Annotated in this window: 18 protein-coding genes and 2 pseudogenes; 6 read left to right on the forward strand and 14 right to left on the reverse strand. The window is 35.3% G+C overall.

The window, feature by feature from the left end:
- Positions 1 to 32 precede the first annotated feature (32 nt).
- Positions 33 to 710: pseudogene (locus HMPREF2731_RS04675) on the forward strand (RepB protein); the annotation flags it as partial.
- The gene (locus HMPREF2731_RS04680) at positions 703 to 1,293 is read left to right on the forward strand and encodes a hypothetical protein (RefSeq protein ID WP_024635908.1); all 591 of its coding nucleotides are present in this window, start codon (positions 703 to 705) and stop codon (positions 1,291 to 1,293) included. The pseudogene HMPREF2731_RS04675 and the gene HMPREF2731_RS04680, both read left to right, overlap by 8 nt.
- 265 nt (positions 1,294 to 1,558) lie before the next feature.
- Here HMPREF2731_RS04680 and HMPREF2731_RS04685 read toward each other — a convergent pair whose 3' ends face one another.
- A complete protein-coding gene (locus HMPREF2731_RS04685; protein ID WP_024635909.1) occupies positions 1,559 to 1,972 on the reverse strand; it encodes a GTPase in 414 nt (137 codons plus the stop codon).
- A gap of 123 nt (positions 1,973 to 2,095) precedes the next feature.
- Here HMPREF2731_RS04685 and HMPREF2731_RS04690 point away from each other — a divergent pair, with 123 nt between their 5' ends.
- The 3 genes from HMPREF2731_RS04690 (at position 2,096) to HMPREF2731_RS04695 (ending at position 4,218) form a co-directional block, all read left to right on the forward strand.
- Positions 2,096 to 2,308 carry a DUF1413 domain-containing protein gene (locus HMPREF2731_RS04690; RefSeq protein ID WP_021109229.1) on the forward strand — a complete coding sequence of 71 codons (213 nt, stop codon included), beginning with the start codon at positions 2,096 to 2,098 and terminating at the stop codon, positions 2,306 to 2,308.
- Between the two features lie 13 nt (positions 2,309 to 2,321).
- Complete coding sequence (locus HMPREF2731_RS15025; RefSeq protein ID WP_172401398.1) at positions 2,322 to 2,465, forward strand: hypothetical protein; 144 nt, start codon at positions 2,322 to 2,324, stop codon at positions 2,463 to 2,465.
- Between the two features lie 436 nt (positions 2,466 to 2,901).
- Positions 2,902 to 4,218, forward strand: coding sequence for an ISL3 family transposase (locus HMPREF2731_RS04695; RefSeq protein WP_024635910.1), 1,317 nt, complete (start codon positions 2,902 to 2,904; stop codon positions 4,216 to 4,218).
- Positions 4,219 to 4,434: 216 nt separating this feature from the next.
- On the opposite strand, the gene citG is transcribed toward HMPREF2731_RS04695, so the two are convergent.
- The 8 genes from citG to HMPREF2731_RS04735 are packed head-to-tail and all read right to left on the reverse strand — an operon-like array spanning position 4,435 to position 12,115.
- Complete coding sequence (gene citG, locus HMPREF2731_RS04700; RefSeq protein WP_021109145.1) at positions 4,435 to 5,298, reverse strand: triphosphoribosyl-dephospho-CoA synthase CitG; 864 nt, start codon at positions 5,296 to 5,298, stop codon at positions 4,435 to 4,437.
- Positions 5,291 to 5,848, reverse strand: a complete 558-nt coding sequence (gene citX, locus HMPREF2731_RS04705) for a citrate lyase holo-[acyl-carrier protein] synthase (RefSeq protein ID WP_002305953.1) — start codon at positions 5,846 to 5,848, stop codon at positions 5,291 to 5,293. Before citX ends, citG begins: the two co-directional genes overlap by 8 nt.
- Positions 5,845 to 7,404, reverse strand: coding sequence for a citrate lyase subunit alpha (citF, locus tag HMPREF2731_RS04710; RefSeq protein ID WP_002303161.1), 1,560 nt, complete (start codon positions 7,402 to 7,404; stop codon positions 5,845 to 5,847). The genes citX and citF overlap by 4 nt, the downstream gene beginning before the upstream one ends.
- Positions 7,397 to 8,302, reverse strand: coding sequence for a citrate (pro-3S)-lyase subunit beta (citE, locus tag HMPREF2731_RS04715; RefSeq protein WP_070872423.1), 906 nt, complete (start codon positions 8,300 to 8,302; stop codon positions 7,397 to 7,399). Before citE ends, citF begins: the two co-directional genes overlap by 8 nt.
- Before the next feature lie 4 nt (positions 8,303 to 8,306).
- Complete coding sequence (gene citD, locus HMPREF2731_RS04720) at positions 8,307 to 8,600, reverse strand: citrate lyase acyl carrier protein (protein ID WP_002303159.1); 294 nt, start codon at positions 8,598 to 8,600, stop codon at positions 8,307 to 8,309.
- Between the two features lie 3 nt (positions 8,601 to 8,603).
- On the reverse strand, positions 8,604 to 9,617 hold the full coding sequence (citC, locus tag HMPREF2731_RS04725) for a [citrate (pro-3S)-lyase] ligase (protein ID WP_002303158.1): 1,014 nt from the start codon (positions 9,615 to 9,617) through the stop codon (positions 8,604 to 8,606).
- A 25-nt stretch (positions 9,618 to 9,642) separates the two neighbouring features.
- Positions 9,643 to 10,947, reverse strand: coding sequence for a 2-hydroxycarboxylate transporter family protein (locus HMPREF2731_RS04730; protein ID WP_002303157.1), 1,305 nt, complete (start codon positions 10,945 to 10,947; stop codon positions 9,643 to 9,645).
- Entirely contained in the window at positions 10,928 to 12,115 is a 1,188-nt protein-coding gene (locus HMPREF2731_RS04735; RefSeq protein ID WP_024635911.1) for an NAD(P)-dependent malic enzyme, read from the reverse strand. The genes HMPREF2731_RS04730 and HMPREF2731_RS04735 overlap by 20 nt, the downstream gene beginning before the upstream one ends.
- 187 nt (positions 12,116 to 12,302) lie before the next feature.
- Here HMPREF2731_RS04735 and HMPREF2731_RS04740 point away from each other — a divergent pair, with 187 nt between their 5' ends.
- Positions 12,303 to 13,250 (forward strand): sugar-binding transcriptional regulator, encoded by a 948-nt coding sequence (locus HMPREF2731_RS04740; protein ID WP_002303155.1) that lies wholly within the window; start codon positions 12,303 to 12,305, stop codon positions 13,248 to 13,250.
- A 296-nt stretch (positions 13,251 to 13,546) separates the two neighbouring features.
- Here HMPREF2731_RS04740 and HMPREF2731_RS04745 read toward each other — a convergent pair whose 3' ends face one another.
- From HMPREF2731_RS04745 to HMPREF2731_RS04765, 5 genes and pseudogenes are all read right to left on the reverse strand, one after another.
- Positions 13,547 to 14,095: a hypothetical protein gene (locus HMPREF2731_RS04745; RefSeq protein WP_002292681.1), complete on the reverse strand. Its 549-nt coding sequence runs from the start codon at positions 14,093 to 14,095 to the stop codon at positions 13,547 to 13,549.
- The gene (locus HMPREF2731_RS04750) at positions 14,096 to 14,953 is read right to left on the reverse strand and encodes a ParA family protein (RefSeq protein ID WP_002292680.1); all 858 of its coding nucleotides are present in this window, start codon (positions 14,951 to 14,953) and stop codon (positions 14,096 to 14,098) included.
- A gap of 285 nt (positions 14,954 to 15,238) precedes the next feature.
- Positions 15,239 to 15,526: a type II toxin-antitoxin system RelE/ParE family toxin gene (locus tag HMPREF2731_RS04755; RefSeq protein ID WP_024635912.1), complete on the reverse strand. Its 288-nt coding sequence runs from the start codon at positions 15,524 to 15,526 to the stop codon at positions 15,239 to 15,241.
- A complete protein-coding gene (locus HMPREF2731_RS04760) occupies positions 15,516 to 15,845 on the reverse strand; it encodes an AbrB/MazE/SpoVT family DNA-binding domain-containing protein (protein WP_070872424.1) in 330 nt (109 codons plus the stop codon). The genes HMPREF2731_RS04755 and HMPREF2731_RS04760 overlap by 11 nt, the downstream gene beginning before the upstream one ends.
- 76 nt (positions 15,846 to 15,921) lie before the next feature.
- A pseudogene (locus HMPREF2731_RS04765) lies at positions 15,922 to 16,068 on the reverse strand (Txe/YoeB family addiction module toxin); the annotation flags it as partial.
- Between the last annotated feature and the right edge of the window lie 46 nt (positions 16,069 to 16,114).

Raw genomic sequence — 16,114 nt, forward strand, 5'->3', positions numbered from 1 at the left:
GATAGTAGATTTAAAACTTTGCAACAGAACCCTATAACCAATACGAGCATTATAGTTCTAAGGGTGGGCGCAGAGAGGAGCAAGTCGAAGCCTACCGCCATCCGTCTATTTCGATGCAGGAATTACGAGCTATGACCGATACAGTCAATGAATACAAACGGTTTACTCATTTTGAAACTAGAGTTCTAAAAAAAGCAATAGAAGAAATTAACCGGTACACCCATTTGAATGTAGCCTATGACAAAATCAAAAAGGGACGTTCGATTGATTCGATTGTCTTTCATATCACGAAAAAATGGCAAGCAGACGATACCAGTTACAAGTTAGATGATCCATTGTACCAAGAAGAACAGGCAAAAAAAGAACAAACCGAACAAGCTTTGTATACGGAAGCTATGTAAAGCAAATACACACGCTTGTTGCTAGATGCCATGTTGTTAAGTCCGTATGAAATGACCGACCTTGCACTCATGGCAGGCTTACAAAAGAACGTCTATCCACGCTATGATGAACTGAAAGCCTTACGAGGACTTGAGGGCGTGAAAACACACTTGTCGTATGTACGTGAGAAACAAGCACCGTATTCAAAAGGAAATATGGCTAAGTATCTGAAAAAAGCGATTGAACAATACTTGCAAAATGTAAAATTACAAGACCTTGAGCAACCAGACCCTGCAAGTGTTCGAGGTAAAGGAGCAAGCCATGAGTGAGAATTTAAAGACCATTAAGGAGCTTGCGGATGAATTAGGTATTAGTAAAAAGTATTTACAAAATAAAATTAGTTATGAAAAAAAGAAACAAAAATTATCTATCGGAAATTGGAAAAAAATATCCGGAAAAAATACAATAGTGTTATCTCAGAAAGAACAAACATTAATAAAAAGTTGGTTAGACGAAGCAGATAGTCTAGGAGGTAATCAAGAAGACGAAGAAAAATCTTATCTTAAAGAAAGAATTTTTGTTTTAGAGAAATTTTTAGATATAGAACAAACATCAAATTCGGAATTAAAAAAAATTATTCAACAAACTCAAAACCTCTTAGACCAACAGCAGCGGTTAGCATTGCAGGATAAAAAATTGCTAGAAGAGTACAAGGCAGAAACCAAAGACTTAAAAGCTCTTAAAATGCCACCAGAGGATACAAGAGGTGGACAGGCAGAGTATCAGTATCAACCGCAAGAAGAATTAGAAAGGCTTAAAAGTGAAAATAAATCTTTGCAGGAACAGTTAAACGAACAAACAACGCTAGAGCAACACGGAGTACCTAGAAAGTGGTGGCAGTGGTGGAAATAAAGTTGCTTTTTATTCTTATCATTTGCTACTGATTTTTAATTTAGGAAAGAAGATGAACGAATCACAATAAAACACGACGGACTAACTCCGATGGAAATCAGACATAAGGCTGTCTCTTAAGACTTTTTATTAACCTGTAAGAGGAGATAGAGAAAGTTCCTTTCTATATCTCCTCTGAATGCCAGTTCGAGTGAAACTCGAACAAATCTTTTTGTTTTTTTTCGACTGTCTACTTGACAGGGAGCAGTTCACATTCAAAATAATATTATTTTTTTGTGAATCCATTAATGACATCTTTAATTACGTTAGCTAGATCAATAATGTCCGCATTATCTGCCCCTCTTAATTCGCTAACGACTGCAAATCCCAATGCTTCTGTAAAAGCTACTGACACTCCAGCATTTAAAGTTCCACCGGCAATTGTGCCTACCCCAGGAATAAGTTTTAGAAGATTTCCTGCTAATGACTTACCTAAACTTGAGACTATAGTTGCTTTTAAAGCTCCATCAACAACTCCTCGAGAAATATTAGCCCCATTAGCTTTATATAAACCTGTAATCATTGTTGTTTGAATCGGAATTAATAATGCTGCGTCAGAAAATGGTATGGGACTTGCTGCTGTTGCTGCTGCTACTGATGCTGTATGAATAATTGTATGTTCTGCGCTCGTTAATTTCATTTAAATTCCCCTTTATTAAAAAAATTATATATGCATATTATTATCCATAAAGTTTGCTTTTGTCAATATTTTTATGCATAATAGATTATAAATTAACGAAGGGAGGTTACTATTATTAATATTTTGATAGCCGATACAATTCAAAGAGTTAAAAAACTTCCTCCACAAACTCAATTTACTTTACCTGATTTATATACGGGCCTAGAATGGAAGGAGGTTAGTAAATCTGATCGAATTTTATTAGGGAGATTATTTAGTGATTATGCGAAGAATAATTCGATTGTAGAAATGATAGGAAAAACATCTAACAATAAAAAAATATACTTGAAAAAGTAAGGAGATTGGTCAAATGGGTAAAGCCTTAACAAAAAAATGTTCTATGTGTTCAATTGAAAAAAGATTAAATGAGTTCTATGAGAACTCAACTAAAGAAGATCATAGGAATGGTATATGCAAAGATTGCCAAAAGAAAGTTAATCAAAAAAATAAATAATCTACAACATGAGCAAAGAGAATTTTAACTAACACGCTTGACGAAAAAAGAGTACAAGTCACGTGAGTGATATGTACTCTTTTTTAGCGCTAACGGATCAATTTTTCGTAAGAAAAATTTGGTGGGTATAAGTGCGCCCTTTGTAAAAATCGCTAAGGGAATATTTGTCAGATTAACTTTGTCGAAACGCACCCCTTATTTTTGAGGGCGCATTTATACCCACCAAGTTTCATTTGTGGTTAATGTGCGATAAACCTTAATTTACATTTCGTTTTATCGTCAGGCGTGTTGGTTAAAACTCACTCTGTTCGTGTGATAATATGGGCGTATAGGGTGGCTATTTTCCTATCCAGAACACCAAGTCTTTTTTTATACAAAAAGACATTTGGTTGTCCTATAATTAAATCGCTGAACCCAATCATAGGAGGCGAACCAAATGTCCAGTATTAAGAATATCAAATATAAAGATAATTGCCTAGACAAAACCATCAAACAAATCCTAAATATTCACGATTCCAACATTACTTTTTCTAAAGACGCCGTCTCAAAAGAAAAAGTACATAACAGAATGGCCACCGTCTTTACTGGTCGACTGAGCTATCCGTCTCCTCGGTGTGAGTGTTGCGGATACGACTCCGTCATCCATCATGGCTACAAAGATAGCTGGATTCAATTACTCCCTTATCAAGAGGTGTCTACCTATCTTCATCTCTATAAACAACGGTTTTATTGTAAACAGTGTCACCATACCTTTTCAGCTAAAACCTATTATGTCGCAGAAAACTGTTATCTCTCCCAAGCGCTCAAGTTTGCGATCGCTGTTGATTTAAAGAAGAAAATTTCGATGAAAGATATCGCTCAACGTTACTTGGTTTCCGCTAAAACGGTCGAACGGGTCTTGGATTCTTTTTTTGAAGAACCACGACTGAAGCCCAATTACTTACCCAAACATCTATTGATTGATGAATTCAAAGGAACTAAGGACTGTCAGGGCGCCATGTGTTTTATTCTCAGTGACGCGGACACGGGGAAAATCTTTGATATTTTAGAGGATCGAAGAAGCTTCAAGCTGATCGCCTATTTCATGCGCTTTACTTATCACGCACGGAAAAACGTTTCTCATGTCGTGATGGATATGAATGCGGGCTATGATTCTGTGACAAAGGTCGTTTTCCCAAATGCTCGGATTTCCATTGATCGATTTCATGTGATCCAACAACTTAATCGTGCATTTAACAAACAACGGATAAAAACCATGAATCACTTGAAAAAGAGCGACCCGCAAGCCATGAAAAAGTATCGCAAGCTTAAGAAATATTGGCGAACCATTCTGAAGAAAAATAGAAAAATCAATTATTCTTCGCTCAAACAATACCCGCTTTTCCAACGGAAATACCTGACGGAATCGGAAGTATTGGACTATTTATTATCGATTGACGAGCACTTACGGACAAGCTATGATGGGTATCAAAATTTGTTGGATGCCTTTGATACCAAAGATTATAAAGACTTTTACGAACACATTGATCACTTACCCACGATGCTTGATCCAACATTTAAAAAAGCGGTTCTTTACTTAAACAAACACAAACAAGCGATTATCAATGCGTTAAAATACCCCTATTCGAACGGAAAACTTGAAGGGAAGAATAACTTGATTAAAGTGATCAAGAGAGTGGCGTTTGGTTTTAGAACCTTTCGCCACCTTCGTATGCGAACTCTGATTCAACAGAATCTTTGCGACATTATTTGAACAAAAAATCAAAAAGAAAAAAGGAAACGCCGAAGCATTTCCTTTCAGTGATTTAACGAAAACAACACGATTTGACTTAGAGCCAAAAATTGTAGACAAAGAAATTTTTCTTTGTCTACAATCTGAAAGGATAGGCACTACCATTTTTTATAAAATATTTGTATTGAACCATTTTTTAGTTATTAGCTTACTAATACAAAATACTGTATTATAGTATCAACATAACCATCCTTTGTCCATGATTTTATCTAAAAAGATTGTAAGGATCAATAAGTCTGCACTTCCACCAATACTCCAATTTTTCTTTTTAAATTGCTGATTTAGGTAATCCAAATATTTTTTACCTTGTATGGTTTTTACACCCCCTAATTCAAAATAAGGACGAATAAGTAATTGATACTCTTCAAAAACATGTCTATTATTACTTCGTTTGATCAAATTGGTATCTTCTACTTCCATTGATAGAAAAAGTAAAGTGTCTATCATCTTATCTTGTTGCGACCCTTGATATGCTTGATAATAAGGCAATCCTCGGTCAAAAACACAAGGATAACCTCTTTTGGCTTCCCCTCGTATCCCTGTCAATCCATGGTTAACAAATAGATATTCTCCCCAAGTCCATGCTTTTGGTTTTGTTTGATCAATCTTCCCAAAATCGTTAAGTAGATTTTTCGTCATTTTTTGAATTTCTTTTTGAAAGAAACTTTTTTTACAAGGAACTTTCCAAATAGTTAACCGGCCACAAATAGCAAGAAAAATCCCCAATGAAAAGATAGCACCTTTATGTGTATTTATACCATTTGTCACTGAGAACATCGCAGTTTCAGCCTCTAAACCAATCTGTCGAATCGCCATAAAGGTTTCTTCAATTGGTTGATGTTGTCGGTCCAATCCTGTTTGGATAAATTCTTCAAAATAGGGAGTCAAAACTACACTACTTTGTAGAAAAGTAAAAATGTCCATATCTTTATGAGACCCGGGGTCTACTGGATCAACCAATCCTGGTTTATTGATACATGTAACTTCATAAAGCATCGCTAATTGTGCTTCTTGTGCTATTTTTTGAATATTATCATGCATGTTTCAATGCTCCTTTTAAGGAATCGGCTACTATTTGTTCGATTTTCTTTTGCATTTCTTTCACAGTATGTGTACGATTACGTGCACATACCTTTGCTGATTTCCCACAAATAAAACAAGGACGTTCCCCATGATTAAGAGCTTGGCGACTGACAATTGTTATCTGCTCTCCTTTTTTGAACAAGACATCTAAATCAAAAAGTCTACCTAATGCGTCTTGCTCTTCTAACGTGACCAACCATTTTTTGAGATTCAAAGGTGCTTCTGTTACTATTACGTACCAGTCCAATCCACTTGGCAAATTGATTTCTTTTGTGTACGTCATTTCCACCTTTTTTTTTAAAAACATTTGCTGAATTGACTGCTGTCCCTGACGAAATACCTGCTCAATCATTGGATTATTTTTGATCGGCCCAGGAATATTCAATGTAAAGACCATCAATGAACTATTTGAATACTTGGAAAGCAGGTTGCTTTGCAAGTTAGCACGTTGTTCTTTATGGATCAAAATATCCTCGATTTCTTGAATTTCTCCAGTATCAAACATCATGATCTCTCTTCTTCAAATTCTTTCACCTGACGAACGACATCTAAAATTGAACCATCTCGGTATTCTACATAGGCAACTATCCGATCTGTGAATTGCAAAGGTTCCGGGATGCCTACTATTTTTTCTGCTTTTTGCTGTAATTCTTCTATTGTAAAAACAGGAATTTGTGGAATTCTTTCAAAAATAGCTATTAGATCTTTACGTTGGGGATTGATAGCAACCCCTACTTCTGTGACTAATACATCGATACTTTTCCCTGGTGTGATCAATGTAGTAACGTCATTTACTACTGTAGGTATTCGGCCACGTACTAACGGCGCTGAGATGATAGTAAGTTTAGCCGTTGCTGCATCTTGATGTCCACCAATCGCACCTCTTAGCACACCATCTGAACCAGTCATAACATTTACATTGAAGTTTGTGTCAATTTCTAATGCAGATAAAATAGCGACATCTAATTGGTTAACAACCGCTCCTTTATTACTTGGATCAGCATAAAAGGAAGCATCGATCTCCTGTTGGTTCTCAAGCCGCGCCATTCCTTCAGCTGCTCCTTTGTCAAAGTCTTGGACATCTAACACTTTTTCAACAAGACCTTTTTCCAATAAATCAACCGTTGGTTTAGTGATGCCACCTAATGCAAAAGAAGCTTTGATCTGTTTTTCTTCCATTTCACTAGCTAAGTAACGCGTTACTGCTAAAGCTGCACCACCCGTTCCTGTTTGAAAAGAAAAGCCATCTTTGAAATAAGGTGAGTGAACAATGACATCTTTGACCATTTCAGCAATTTTTAATTCTTTTGGGTTTTTAGTAAACCGTGTAGCACCAGCACCGATTTTATTCGGATCACCAATTGCTTCTACTTCCACGACATAGTCGACTTGTGTTTGCGGAATACTAATGGGCGTATTAGGGTAAGGAACTAAATGATCAGTTAGAAGAATGACTTTATCTGCATATTGTGCATCTACTTTTGCATACCCTAATGAACCAAAAACGGATTTTCCAACAGTCGCATTAGCATTTCCATAATCATCAGATGTTGGTACTCCTAGAAATGCAACATCGATTTTCAATTCACCACTTTCAATTGCACGTGGACGATTACCATGAGAACGTAAAATCACAGGATTGTCCATTCCTCCATGAGAAATAAATTCACCTAAGCTGCCGCGCATCCCACTGCTTGTGATATGAGTTACTGTACCGTCCTTGATGCATTCAATAACCATCTCATTCATAGTGTTCGTTAAAGAACTTGGTGCTAAGGTCAATTCTTTGATGCCCATTTCACGGATCACGGCCATCACTTGGTTAAAAACAAAATCACCTTCTCTTAAATGATGATGAAATGAAATCGTCATTCCATCTTTTAAGCCCGATTTTTCTATAGCTTCTTTGATCGAGTGCATCAATTTATTTGTCTGATTAGTTACAGTCGTTACTTTTGGTGCACAACGTTGAATCGTTTGTGGCGATAATGAAACACTTTGGAATTCTTTTTTATACTTTGTTAAAACACTTGATGGAATGCTACGTCTTTGTTTATTATGCATGGATATTTCCCTCCTCATCAATCAATCGTGATGCTTTTGCTAACATCAATGTCCGTTGTGCACGTTCTACAATTGGTTTATCGATCATTTTTCCATTTAAAGAAATTACGCCAGAACCTTTTTCTTTTGCTTCTTCGATTGCCGAGATGATGTCTAGTGATCGTTTGATTTCTTTGATTGACGGCTGATAAACAGTATTGACTACTGGAATTTGCCGTGGATTGATACAAGATTTTCCATCAAAACCTAATTGATGGATTAAACGTACTTCGTTTAAAAATCCTTCCATATCATCCACATCAGAGTAAACAGTGTCAAATGCGGAAATGCCTGCTGCACGTGCAGCATGAACGATCATACTGCGAGCAAAAAACAATTCGTTTCCATCTGGATATCGTTTGGTTTTCATATTTGTCACATAGTCTTCTGCCCCAATGGCGATTCCAATCAATCGATCAGATGCTTTGGCGATCGCAGGTGCGTTCAATACACCAGAAGCACCTTCAATGGCTGCCATCATCAATGTTCGCCCTATCGGAACATTATGATAGTTTTCTGCTTCTATAATCACTTTTTCTACTTCTGTTATATCTTCAGAGGTTTCTGTTTTAGGTAAACGTAATACATGCGCGCCGGCTTTAACCATTGCAAAAATGTCTGCACGTCCAAATTCTGAGTGCAGGTCATTTATTCGAACAATTAATTCTATGTCACCATAATCCACTGTTTTCAATGCCTCAGCCACAAGCATTCTTGCGCTGTCTTTTTCTGCCATAGACACTGCATCTTCCAGGTCGAACATAATCGAGTCAGCACCATAAATACCTGCATCTTTGATCATCGCTGGATTATTTCCTGGAACAAACATCATTGTTCTTCTCAAACGTTCTTTCATCATCTAATTAAACCTCCCACGGTGTTTCTTGGTGTTGGATACCTAAGGAACGATGGATCGCTGTTTTTAATCGTGCAACAATAACACAATCTAATGCCCCTTTATCTACTACCTTGAGTTTTACGTTTTTAATCTGATAAACTGCTAGTGTGTCATAGATAACTTTTTTGATTTGTTTTCCAAATTGCTCAATCACTTGACTGTCTAAATCGATTTCTATTCCTTCTGTATTCGGTGAAATCATAATTTGGACATCACTTGACTCTAATGTTCCAGCAATCGCTGATTTATTTATTTCCATTACTTAACGCTCCCTTTTATTTTTTAAGTATTGATAGGTTGTTTCTGGAACCATATATTTTATTTTTTCCAATTGCCCAGCAAGATACGCTTTACGAACTTGAGAAGCAGAAATAACTTGGTGTTGTTCCGTTTTCTTCCTTGCAAGGACATGAACTTTTATTTCAGGGGGTAAAATCGTTTCCAGTATGTCGTTATATGAACGAGTCATTGGGGAAAGTGGTTCTTCTCCCACATATCTAGCAGAGATATCTAAATAAGTGGCAATTCTTTCTTTGAATAAAGTAGCATCTACGACCATTTGCTCCTTTGCTATTTCATCATCTTCTCGTAAAAAATAGGTGGGAAACGTTGCAGGGCTAATAATATACTCGCCACCTGATAGAACAATGACATTTTTCAGTTTTTGTAATCCTTGTTGAACTAATTTGAGTCGGTCCTTCGTCGAAAAAAGATTTTGTTCTTTTTCGAGTACAAATACATATACCCAATCGTTGTTATTGGCAGCTTGTTTTACTAAATAATAATGCCCTTCTGTAAATGGGTTCGCATTCATGACAATTGCTGCTTTTTTTTCACCATTCACTTTAGGAATCCTCTCTAGGTACTGTTTTATAGAACTATCTCCCATTTCTAATACAGCTATTTTTGGGGTAGATACGATTGTTTCAAAACCTAAAAAGTTAAAACTTTTTTGATAGCGCGGTTTCGTGAAAACAATATAATGAAAAATCTCTTGTTGACTCATTGCCTGAATTATTGCAGAGACTAGTACATTAAATGTATGTCCACCATCTTTATATTTTTCAGACACGGCGATATATTTAATCACGTTGTTTTGATAAGATACTGTTCCTACTAACTTTTCTTTATGGTATATACCCAATGTTTGATCTAAATGTTGAAAATCTTCGATTTGCTTCTTTTGTATTCCTGAATCAAGCAAAAGATTTTCCCATTGGTCTTTGATATAGTTATTTTTTAAAAATAATCGTTGGATATCTGTTTGATCAAACACATGGTCACGTCCTTTCTTTATGTTCTTATGATAGCAGACCCATTAAAAAGATAGCGAACGTTACGGTCATAGCACCCCCTAGTCGAACAGCAACTTGTGCAAATGGCATTAATTCCATGCGATCACCCGCAGCTAAGATAGCTAAAGCACCTGTACCGCCTTGTCCGCTACAACATGAAACTGCGATGGCAGTATCAACTGGGTACATTTTTAAAAATTTTGCGGCGATAAAAGCTGTAGCGACAATAGCTACTACCGTCACAATGATTGTTACTATCGTTGCAGGATTTTTAAATACTTCGATCAGCTCTAACCAATCTGTTTTTGCAACCCCTACGCCAAAAAGTAAGGGAGGTGTGATCCCACGAACAGTGAATCCATACAACGAATTTCCACCTTCTTCGATATTTTTAGGGATAAAACCAAGCATTTTAGCCCCCATAAGAGAGACTAATAAGATCACAGGTGAAGGAATAGAAAAGCCAAGGAGTGATTTTAATAAGTGCTCAACATAGACAGCAACAAAATAAATCGTTATTGCTACCACGCCTGCTAACAATGTTTTTTCAATATTGACTGGTTTAGCTGAACCCTTCAAGTTCTCTAAATGTTCATCATCCCCATCGATCAAATTACCCTGACCATTTAATTGTGGGTATTTCTCTCCAATTTTTTTGAGCATACCAGACAGTAGAACTGCGACTAAACTTCCCAACATCACACACGGTAGAATCTTCCCAAAGATATCATTTTGTCCCATACCAGATAATATTGCTGCATAACCAATCGATAATGGCATTGCTCCTTCCCCAACACCACCAGCCATAATCGGCGCAACGATAAAGAAATACGCATTCCAAGCAGATAGCCCAAGGAGTATTCCCACACCTGTTCCTATCAAAGAACCAATCACATCGCATAAAATTAAAATAATGATAATACGTGAAGTTGCTTTAACCAATGTTTGCCGATTCATTGAAGCAATACTGCCGACAACTAGTAGTGTGATAAAGAACATCAAGAAATTGTTATTATTCATAAAATCAGAAACCACAGTTACAGTACTTTGAGGTAGCCAATGTTTATAGACTAGAAATGCAGGCAAAAATGTAACAACTAATACTTTACCACCTAAATCTTTTAAAATAGGAATAGTTTTACCAATTTCTTCTAATAAATAAGCAAAAACAGTCATAATACCCAAAGAAACTAACATATCATTTTCTGGAACGATATTGCTTATCGTCATTGCAAGATACGCGAGTACCAAAATGATATAAAGAGATAAAGGAATAAAACCAATTTTAATTCTATTTAATGTTTTCAGCATGTATATTATCCTCGTTTTCATTTAGTTTTTGTAAATAATCCAAAACTGCCTGTGAAACGACGTTTGCGACTCCTTCATCAAAAACATTAGGGATGAATTTTTCTACCGTAGGCTCTGCGACCTTAGCAGCTAATTGTTTGGCTACTTCAAGTTGTAATGAAAGATCGACTTTATTCGCTTTCGATAGTAATAGTCCCTTGAACAATCCGGGAAATACTAAAATATTGTTTACTTGGTTAGGATATTTCGAAGAACCTGTAGCGATTAGCTTTGCACCAGATTCTTTTGCTAAATCGGGTGTGATCTCTGGTACTGGATTGGCTAAAGCAAAAATAATCGGATTATCATTCATTTTTCCAATCATTTCAGGCGTTAAAACATTTCCTATTGAAAGACCGATAAAAACATCTTGTCCAACGATTGCATCTTCCAAAACGCTTGCATTATTATTTGTATCATGTATATGATCCAACAACTCTCTTTGATATTTATTTAATGTACTATCTTGCTTCTTTAATCTCCCTTGTTTATCCACCAATGTTAGATTTTTGATACCAGCAGCGATTAATAGTCTAGCTGTTGCAACCCCAGATGCTCCCATGCCGTTGATCAAAACTCGAAGTTCAGTTAATGTTTTCCTTTGGATCTTAGCAGCATTGATCAATCCAGCTAAAACGACTATCGCTGTTCCTTCTTGATCGTCATGATACACAGGAATAGAAAGTTTTTCTTGTAATTTTTCTTCAATCTCAAAACACTTCGGTGCTGCAATATCTTCTAAATGGATCCCTGCAAAACTATTTTGCAAATTGACAATTGTTTGTACAATCTCGTCTACTGATTTTTGTTCGATGGCTAATGGAATCGCATTGACACCTGCTAAATTTTTATAAAGCAGCGCTTTCCCTTCGACGATTGGTAATCCAGCTTGGTTTCCTACATTTCCAAGACCTAATACCGCCGACCCGTCTGTAATAACGGCCACTAATTTACCACTAATTGTTAATTCTCTTGCCAAAGCATGATTTTTCTCAATCATTAAACTTAGTTCTGCTACACCTGGGGTGTACATTTTTGCTAAATCTTGATCATCTTGCACGGCTTCTGTTGTTTCCATCCGTAAAACACCTACATTTTTTTTATGGATTTCTAAAACTTCATCAAGCATACCTTCACTCCTTTTTACATTTTTTTATTACAAAACCACTTTAACACTTTTTTTAAAATAAAAAAACCCTTTCATTTTAAATTTTAAAAAAATGATGCTTATTTTTAAAAATTTAAAAAAAGACTAAATTCAATTTTTTTGGTATAATGAGAAAAAATATCTATTTGAAAAAGTTAGGAGCTATACTATGCATCTGGAATTCTCTGACTATGAATCACTCCTTGTAAAAATTTGTGAAGACTATTATCTCGAGGATATCAATATTAGTGAAATTTCTAAAAAATATGGGATCACCAGATATAAAGCTTTAAAATATATTGAAGATGCACGTGAAAAACAATTAGTTAGTATTTCAATTAATTCTCCGTATGCTAGGAATTATGAGCTAGAAGAAATCTTCAAAAATTACTTTAAAACGAATATCTATATATTAAAAAGTAGTGAAGACTTATCACAACACGATTTATTATTTTCAAAATTTGCTGCCGATTACATTCAAGAATTAATTAAGAAAGCCAATGTGGTTGCACTATCTTGGGGAGATACCGTTTACAAAGTGATTGATCAGTTTAAAATGGGTGCTCGTGAAGAATTAATTTTTACTCAATTCATTGGCGAAATCGGAAAATATAATTCCTTAGCTGGCTCCACACGATTAGTTCAAAAAGCTGCTGAACGTTATGAGTCTTCTTATTTGACTCTCAGTATTCCTTTATATGTCATCAATGAAACTGCACGTGAACTAATGGCTCTAGAACCTTCTTTAGCTAATACCTTAGCAACCGCTTCGCATGCAGATATGTTAATTTCTGGAATTGGCACCTTATCCTCTATTGATTCTGTCGAACCCTGGAACAAGCATCGTAAAATCCTATTTCCAAGCATGACGGATACTGTTGGATTTCTTTACGGAAGACCCTTCAATATCAATGGTGAATTCATCAAAGCATCTGAGGATAAGACTTTTGGTCTTTCTTTAAAAGAAATTTTCGATATTCCAAAACGAATTGGTATTTGTAAAAGTAAGTTCAAAGCGGAGAGTTGTTTAGGCGCCTTGAATGGTAATTTTTTTACAGATTTATTTTTGGATGAAAAAACTGCTTGGAAAATACTTTCTTTGATAAAAAAAGAGTGAGTCATGTAAAATCCTCCAAAAAATTTAGATTTTTGGTACTACTTTTTTGGAGGGCAGTACAATGATTCACTCTTTTTATTGGATATCAAAATCCCTTTTTTTGAGAAGCTTGTCTTGATATTTTTTGAACTTTTCCAAGCCATACTCCATTACTTTTCAAGATTTAATTTCTTTGTATTCACTGAATAATTTCCACGTTTTTTCGTTAATGTTACTTCTTATTAATTTTATTGTACTTCTCATGCAATAGGATCATATATCCTTCTAAATCTTTTTTATGCTATAAAAAGGGGGTTCTATCTAACTTTATTATTCATTCCCCACCCTTTGCGCAGTGAGTCTTCGGTATCTTGTTTTATCTGACTGGTAGTTCTTATTATTTCTCCACGATCATCTAATTCTGGAACAATTGGATATTTTTCTCTGAACAAGTCTAGTTCTTTCACCACGTCATTAAACAAATCTTGCTTATCTTCTTGCGTAAGATTCTGTTTAATATACTCATCTAAAGCTTTTCTAAGCAATTCATCTCTTGTCATATTAGTCTCATACTTTTCTACTAAAACTCTGGAAGTCGCATTTAACAAAGTCGACAGTTTTAAAGGATGCTTGGTGGAATAAACCTTATCAAACTTTCTGATTGGTGCGCCAACTTTTTTTGTTCTTCCTCTACTCTGTCTTTCAACATTGGAGGAAGTTTTTATTTCTTGAACTTGGTGCACTTCTAATTGCTTATTTTCAGATGGTGTAATTGCTTGCTGCTTTTTCTTTGCTTCTGCTTCTTTTTTTATTTTGGCGAGTCCTTTGTTGTTCCCAAAAATATCAAGTCCTTTGATGTCAGCCAATTACTCCACCTCCGCATACCAATTCTCGTGTTCTTCCAATTCTTTCAAAATACTGATAAATAATTCGTGGCTTTTGCGATCCCATTGTTTTAAGAGACCTTTCTTTGTCTTCTCCATCGTAATACCTGATCCGTCGTATCGTTTTAAGCGTGCATTTTTGAGTACAACATTTTTAATCAAATGTTCCCCATAAATCTCTTGGGCTTGTTTATACATTTCCTGATCTACTGCGTCACCGCTTTCCAACATGAAAGGAATAACACCAGCAACATATAAATTTGTATCAAATTCTTTCACAAAAAAGTCCATATACTCAAGATATTGCATCGCATTTCTCATCGATTTTACTTGGGTCTGTAAGACGACGATTGCCCAGTCCGCAATGTACATCGCGGATTTACTATATACAGAAATAGAAGGTGGGACATCTAAATAGATGACGTCAAACTCATCAAATAATGGTTCTAGCTTTTCTTTCATATATTTGAATTGGGATAATGAATCATTATATTGGTCTTTGATCCAATCATCATACATTTCAAAGGACATGTCTGCTGGAAGTATATAGAGGTTATTGATTACTTTATAGACAGCCTCTTTAGGTGGAAGATTGTTTATCAACACGTCAGTCACAGTATTTTCGTAAACAATCGGTTCACCTTCTCCGCCTCCTTCTTCGTTAGTGAAGTTCATATGCGTTAAGTTCATCACATCAGAAGTATTTCCTTGCATATCCAAGTCAATTATCAAGGTTCTTTTTCCTTCATTAACTGCTGATTCAAACCCTAACATTTGCGCGCACGTACTTTTACCTACGCCACCTTTAAAATTACCGATTACATATTTCTTCGCTACCACGTTCCTACCTCTTTTCTTTTAGCAATATTCATTTGATACTATTATAACATATTTATTTTTAGTTACTACCAAAAAAAAGATATATATGTACTACCTTACAATTAATAAGTAAAAGGTAGTACATAAATAAGGAAAAGCTGAAATATATTGATTTCTAGCTTTCCTCAAAGTAATGACGTTATTTAATTTATCTAGAAGCAGAGAATACTCGCGACTTTAGTCATGTAGACGAATCAGATTTTCGATAAAAAAGAAGCCGTCCTTCTTAAGAACGACAACAAATCACTAGATTAATTTTTTCAACTGTTCATAAAAGCTTTCATGCGTTCCACATAACAATACTGGAATAACCTTGTTTTCTATAATCTCGTAAGCTACTCTATATGTTGTGCCCGCATATTTGAACCCACTAGACCAAATACCTGATAAATCCCCAGTTTTTTGTTCACCCTTATATGGATCAATCGCAATTTCATCATAAATTAAATTCAAAAATTTTTCTTTCAATGGCTTCTCTTTTAGCTTTTTTAAATACTTAATGACATGTTTTGAAGGAACGATTTCATAAGCCAATTTCTGTTGCCAACTCCTCTTTAGTCATTGCTTTAGAATTAGTAAGTGTATCTTCAGCAATATCTCTAAAGGAAGAATGCATTTTGTTTTTTCTATTCTTAAATTCTACAAGAATCTCATCTTTATCGTAGCCTTCTGCAATTATATCAGACAAAATATCTTCGCTAAAATCATAAAATTCTTTTTGTGGTTCAACAAATTCATAAAGAATACCATTCTCTACCAACTTTGCTTCAACTTCGACTCCATTAGGAACATTAAAATCTTTAGGTACTGTCAACATGATTGAATTGCCTTGTTTTCTTGTTTTTGTAATCATTTAAATCCCTCATTTCTAACAGTATGTAATTACTTAGTAAATACATTATACCACGAGATAATGTATTTACAAGTAATTACTGTGACTCGTAATGCGTCCTTGCTGAATAAATTTCAACCACGTGTTCATCTTCATCTACCTTATAAACAACCCGGTGTTGTCTATTCAATCTTCTAGAATACCTACCTTCATGTGTAGGTTTTAACTTCTCAAATGATTGGGTTCTGTTGCAAAGTTTTAAATAACGCGAATTGTAAAATTAAGTTAGA

This window comes from Enterococcus sp. HMSC072F02 (genome assembly GCF_001837725.1).
GTDB classification, from domain to species: Bacteria; Bacillota; Bacilli; order Lactobacillales; family Enterococcaceae; genus Enterococcus_B; species Enterococcus_B lactis.

What these genes read in the sequence shown, in the direction of transcription:
- citE (WP_070872423.1), bottom strand. Translation starts at nt 8,302, where the DNA reads ATGATGAAAGAACGTTTGAGAAGAACAATGATGTTTGTTCCAGGAAAT.
- HMPREF2731_RS15025 (WP_172401398.1), top strand. Translation starts at nt 2,322, where the DNA reads ATGGGTAAAGCCTTAACAAAAAAATGTTCTATGTGTTCAATTGAAAAA.
- HMPREF2731_RS04735 (WP_024635911.1), bottom strand. Translation starts at nt 12,115, where the DNA reads ATGCTTGATGAAGTTTTAGAAATCCATAAAAAAAATGTAGGTGTTTTA.
- HMPREF2731_RS04680 (WP_024635908.1), top strand. Translation starts at nt 703, where the DNA reads ATGAGTGAGAATTTAAAGACCATTAAGGAGCTTGCGGATGAATTAGGT.
- HMPREF2731_RS04730 (WP_002303157.1), bottom strand. Translation starts at nt 10,947, where the DNA reads ATGCTGAAAACATTAAATAGAATTAAAATTGGTTTTATTCCTTTATCT.
- citD (WP_002303159.1), bottom strand. Translation starts at nt 8,600, where the DNA reads ATGGAAATAAATAAATCAGCGATTGCTGGAACATTAGAGTCAAGTGAT.
- citG (WP_021109145.1), bottom strand. Translation starts at nt 5,298, where the DNA reads ATGCATGATAATATTCAAAAAATAGCACAAGAAGCACAATTAGCGATG.
- citX (WP_002305953.1), bottom strand. Translation starts at nt 5,848, where the DNA reads ATGATGTTTGATACTGGAGAAATTCAAGAAATCGAGGATATTTTGATC.
- citF (WP_002303161.1), bottom strand. Translation starts at nt 7,404, where the DNA reads ATGCATAATAAACAAAGACGTAGCATTCCATCAAGTGTTTTAACAAAG.
- HMPREF2731_RS04685 (WP_024635909.1), bottom strand. Translation starts at nt 1,972, where the DNA reads ATGAAATTAACGAGCGCAGAACATACAATTATTCATACAGCATCAGTA.
- HMPREF2731_RS04695 (WP_024635910.1), top strand. Translation starts at nt 2,902, where the DNA reads ATGTCCAGTATTAAGAATATCAAATATAAAGATAATTGCCTAGACAAA.
- HMPREF2731_RS04760 (WP_070872424.1), bottom strand. Translation starts at nt 15,845, where the DNA reads ATGATTACAAAAACAAGAAAACAAGGCAATTCAATCATGTTGACAGTA.
- HMPREF2731_RS04740 (WP_002303155.1), top strand. Translation starts at nt 12,303, where the DNA reads ATGCATCTGGAATTCTCTGACTATGAATCACTCCTTGTAAAAATTTGT.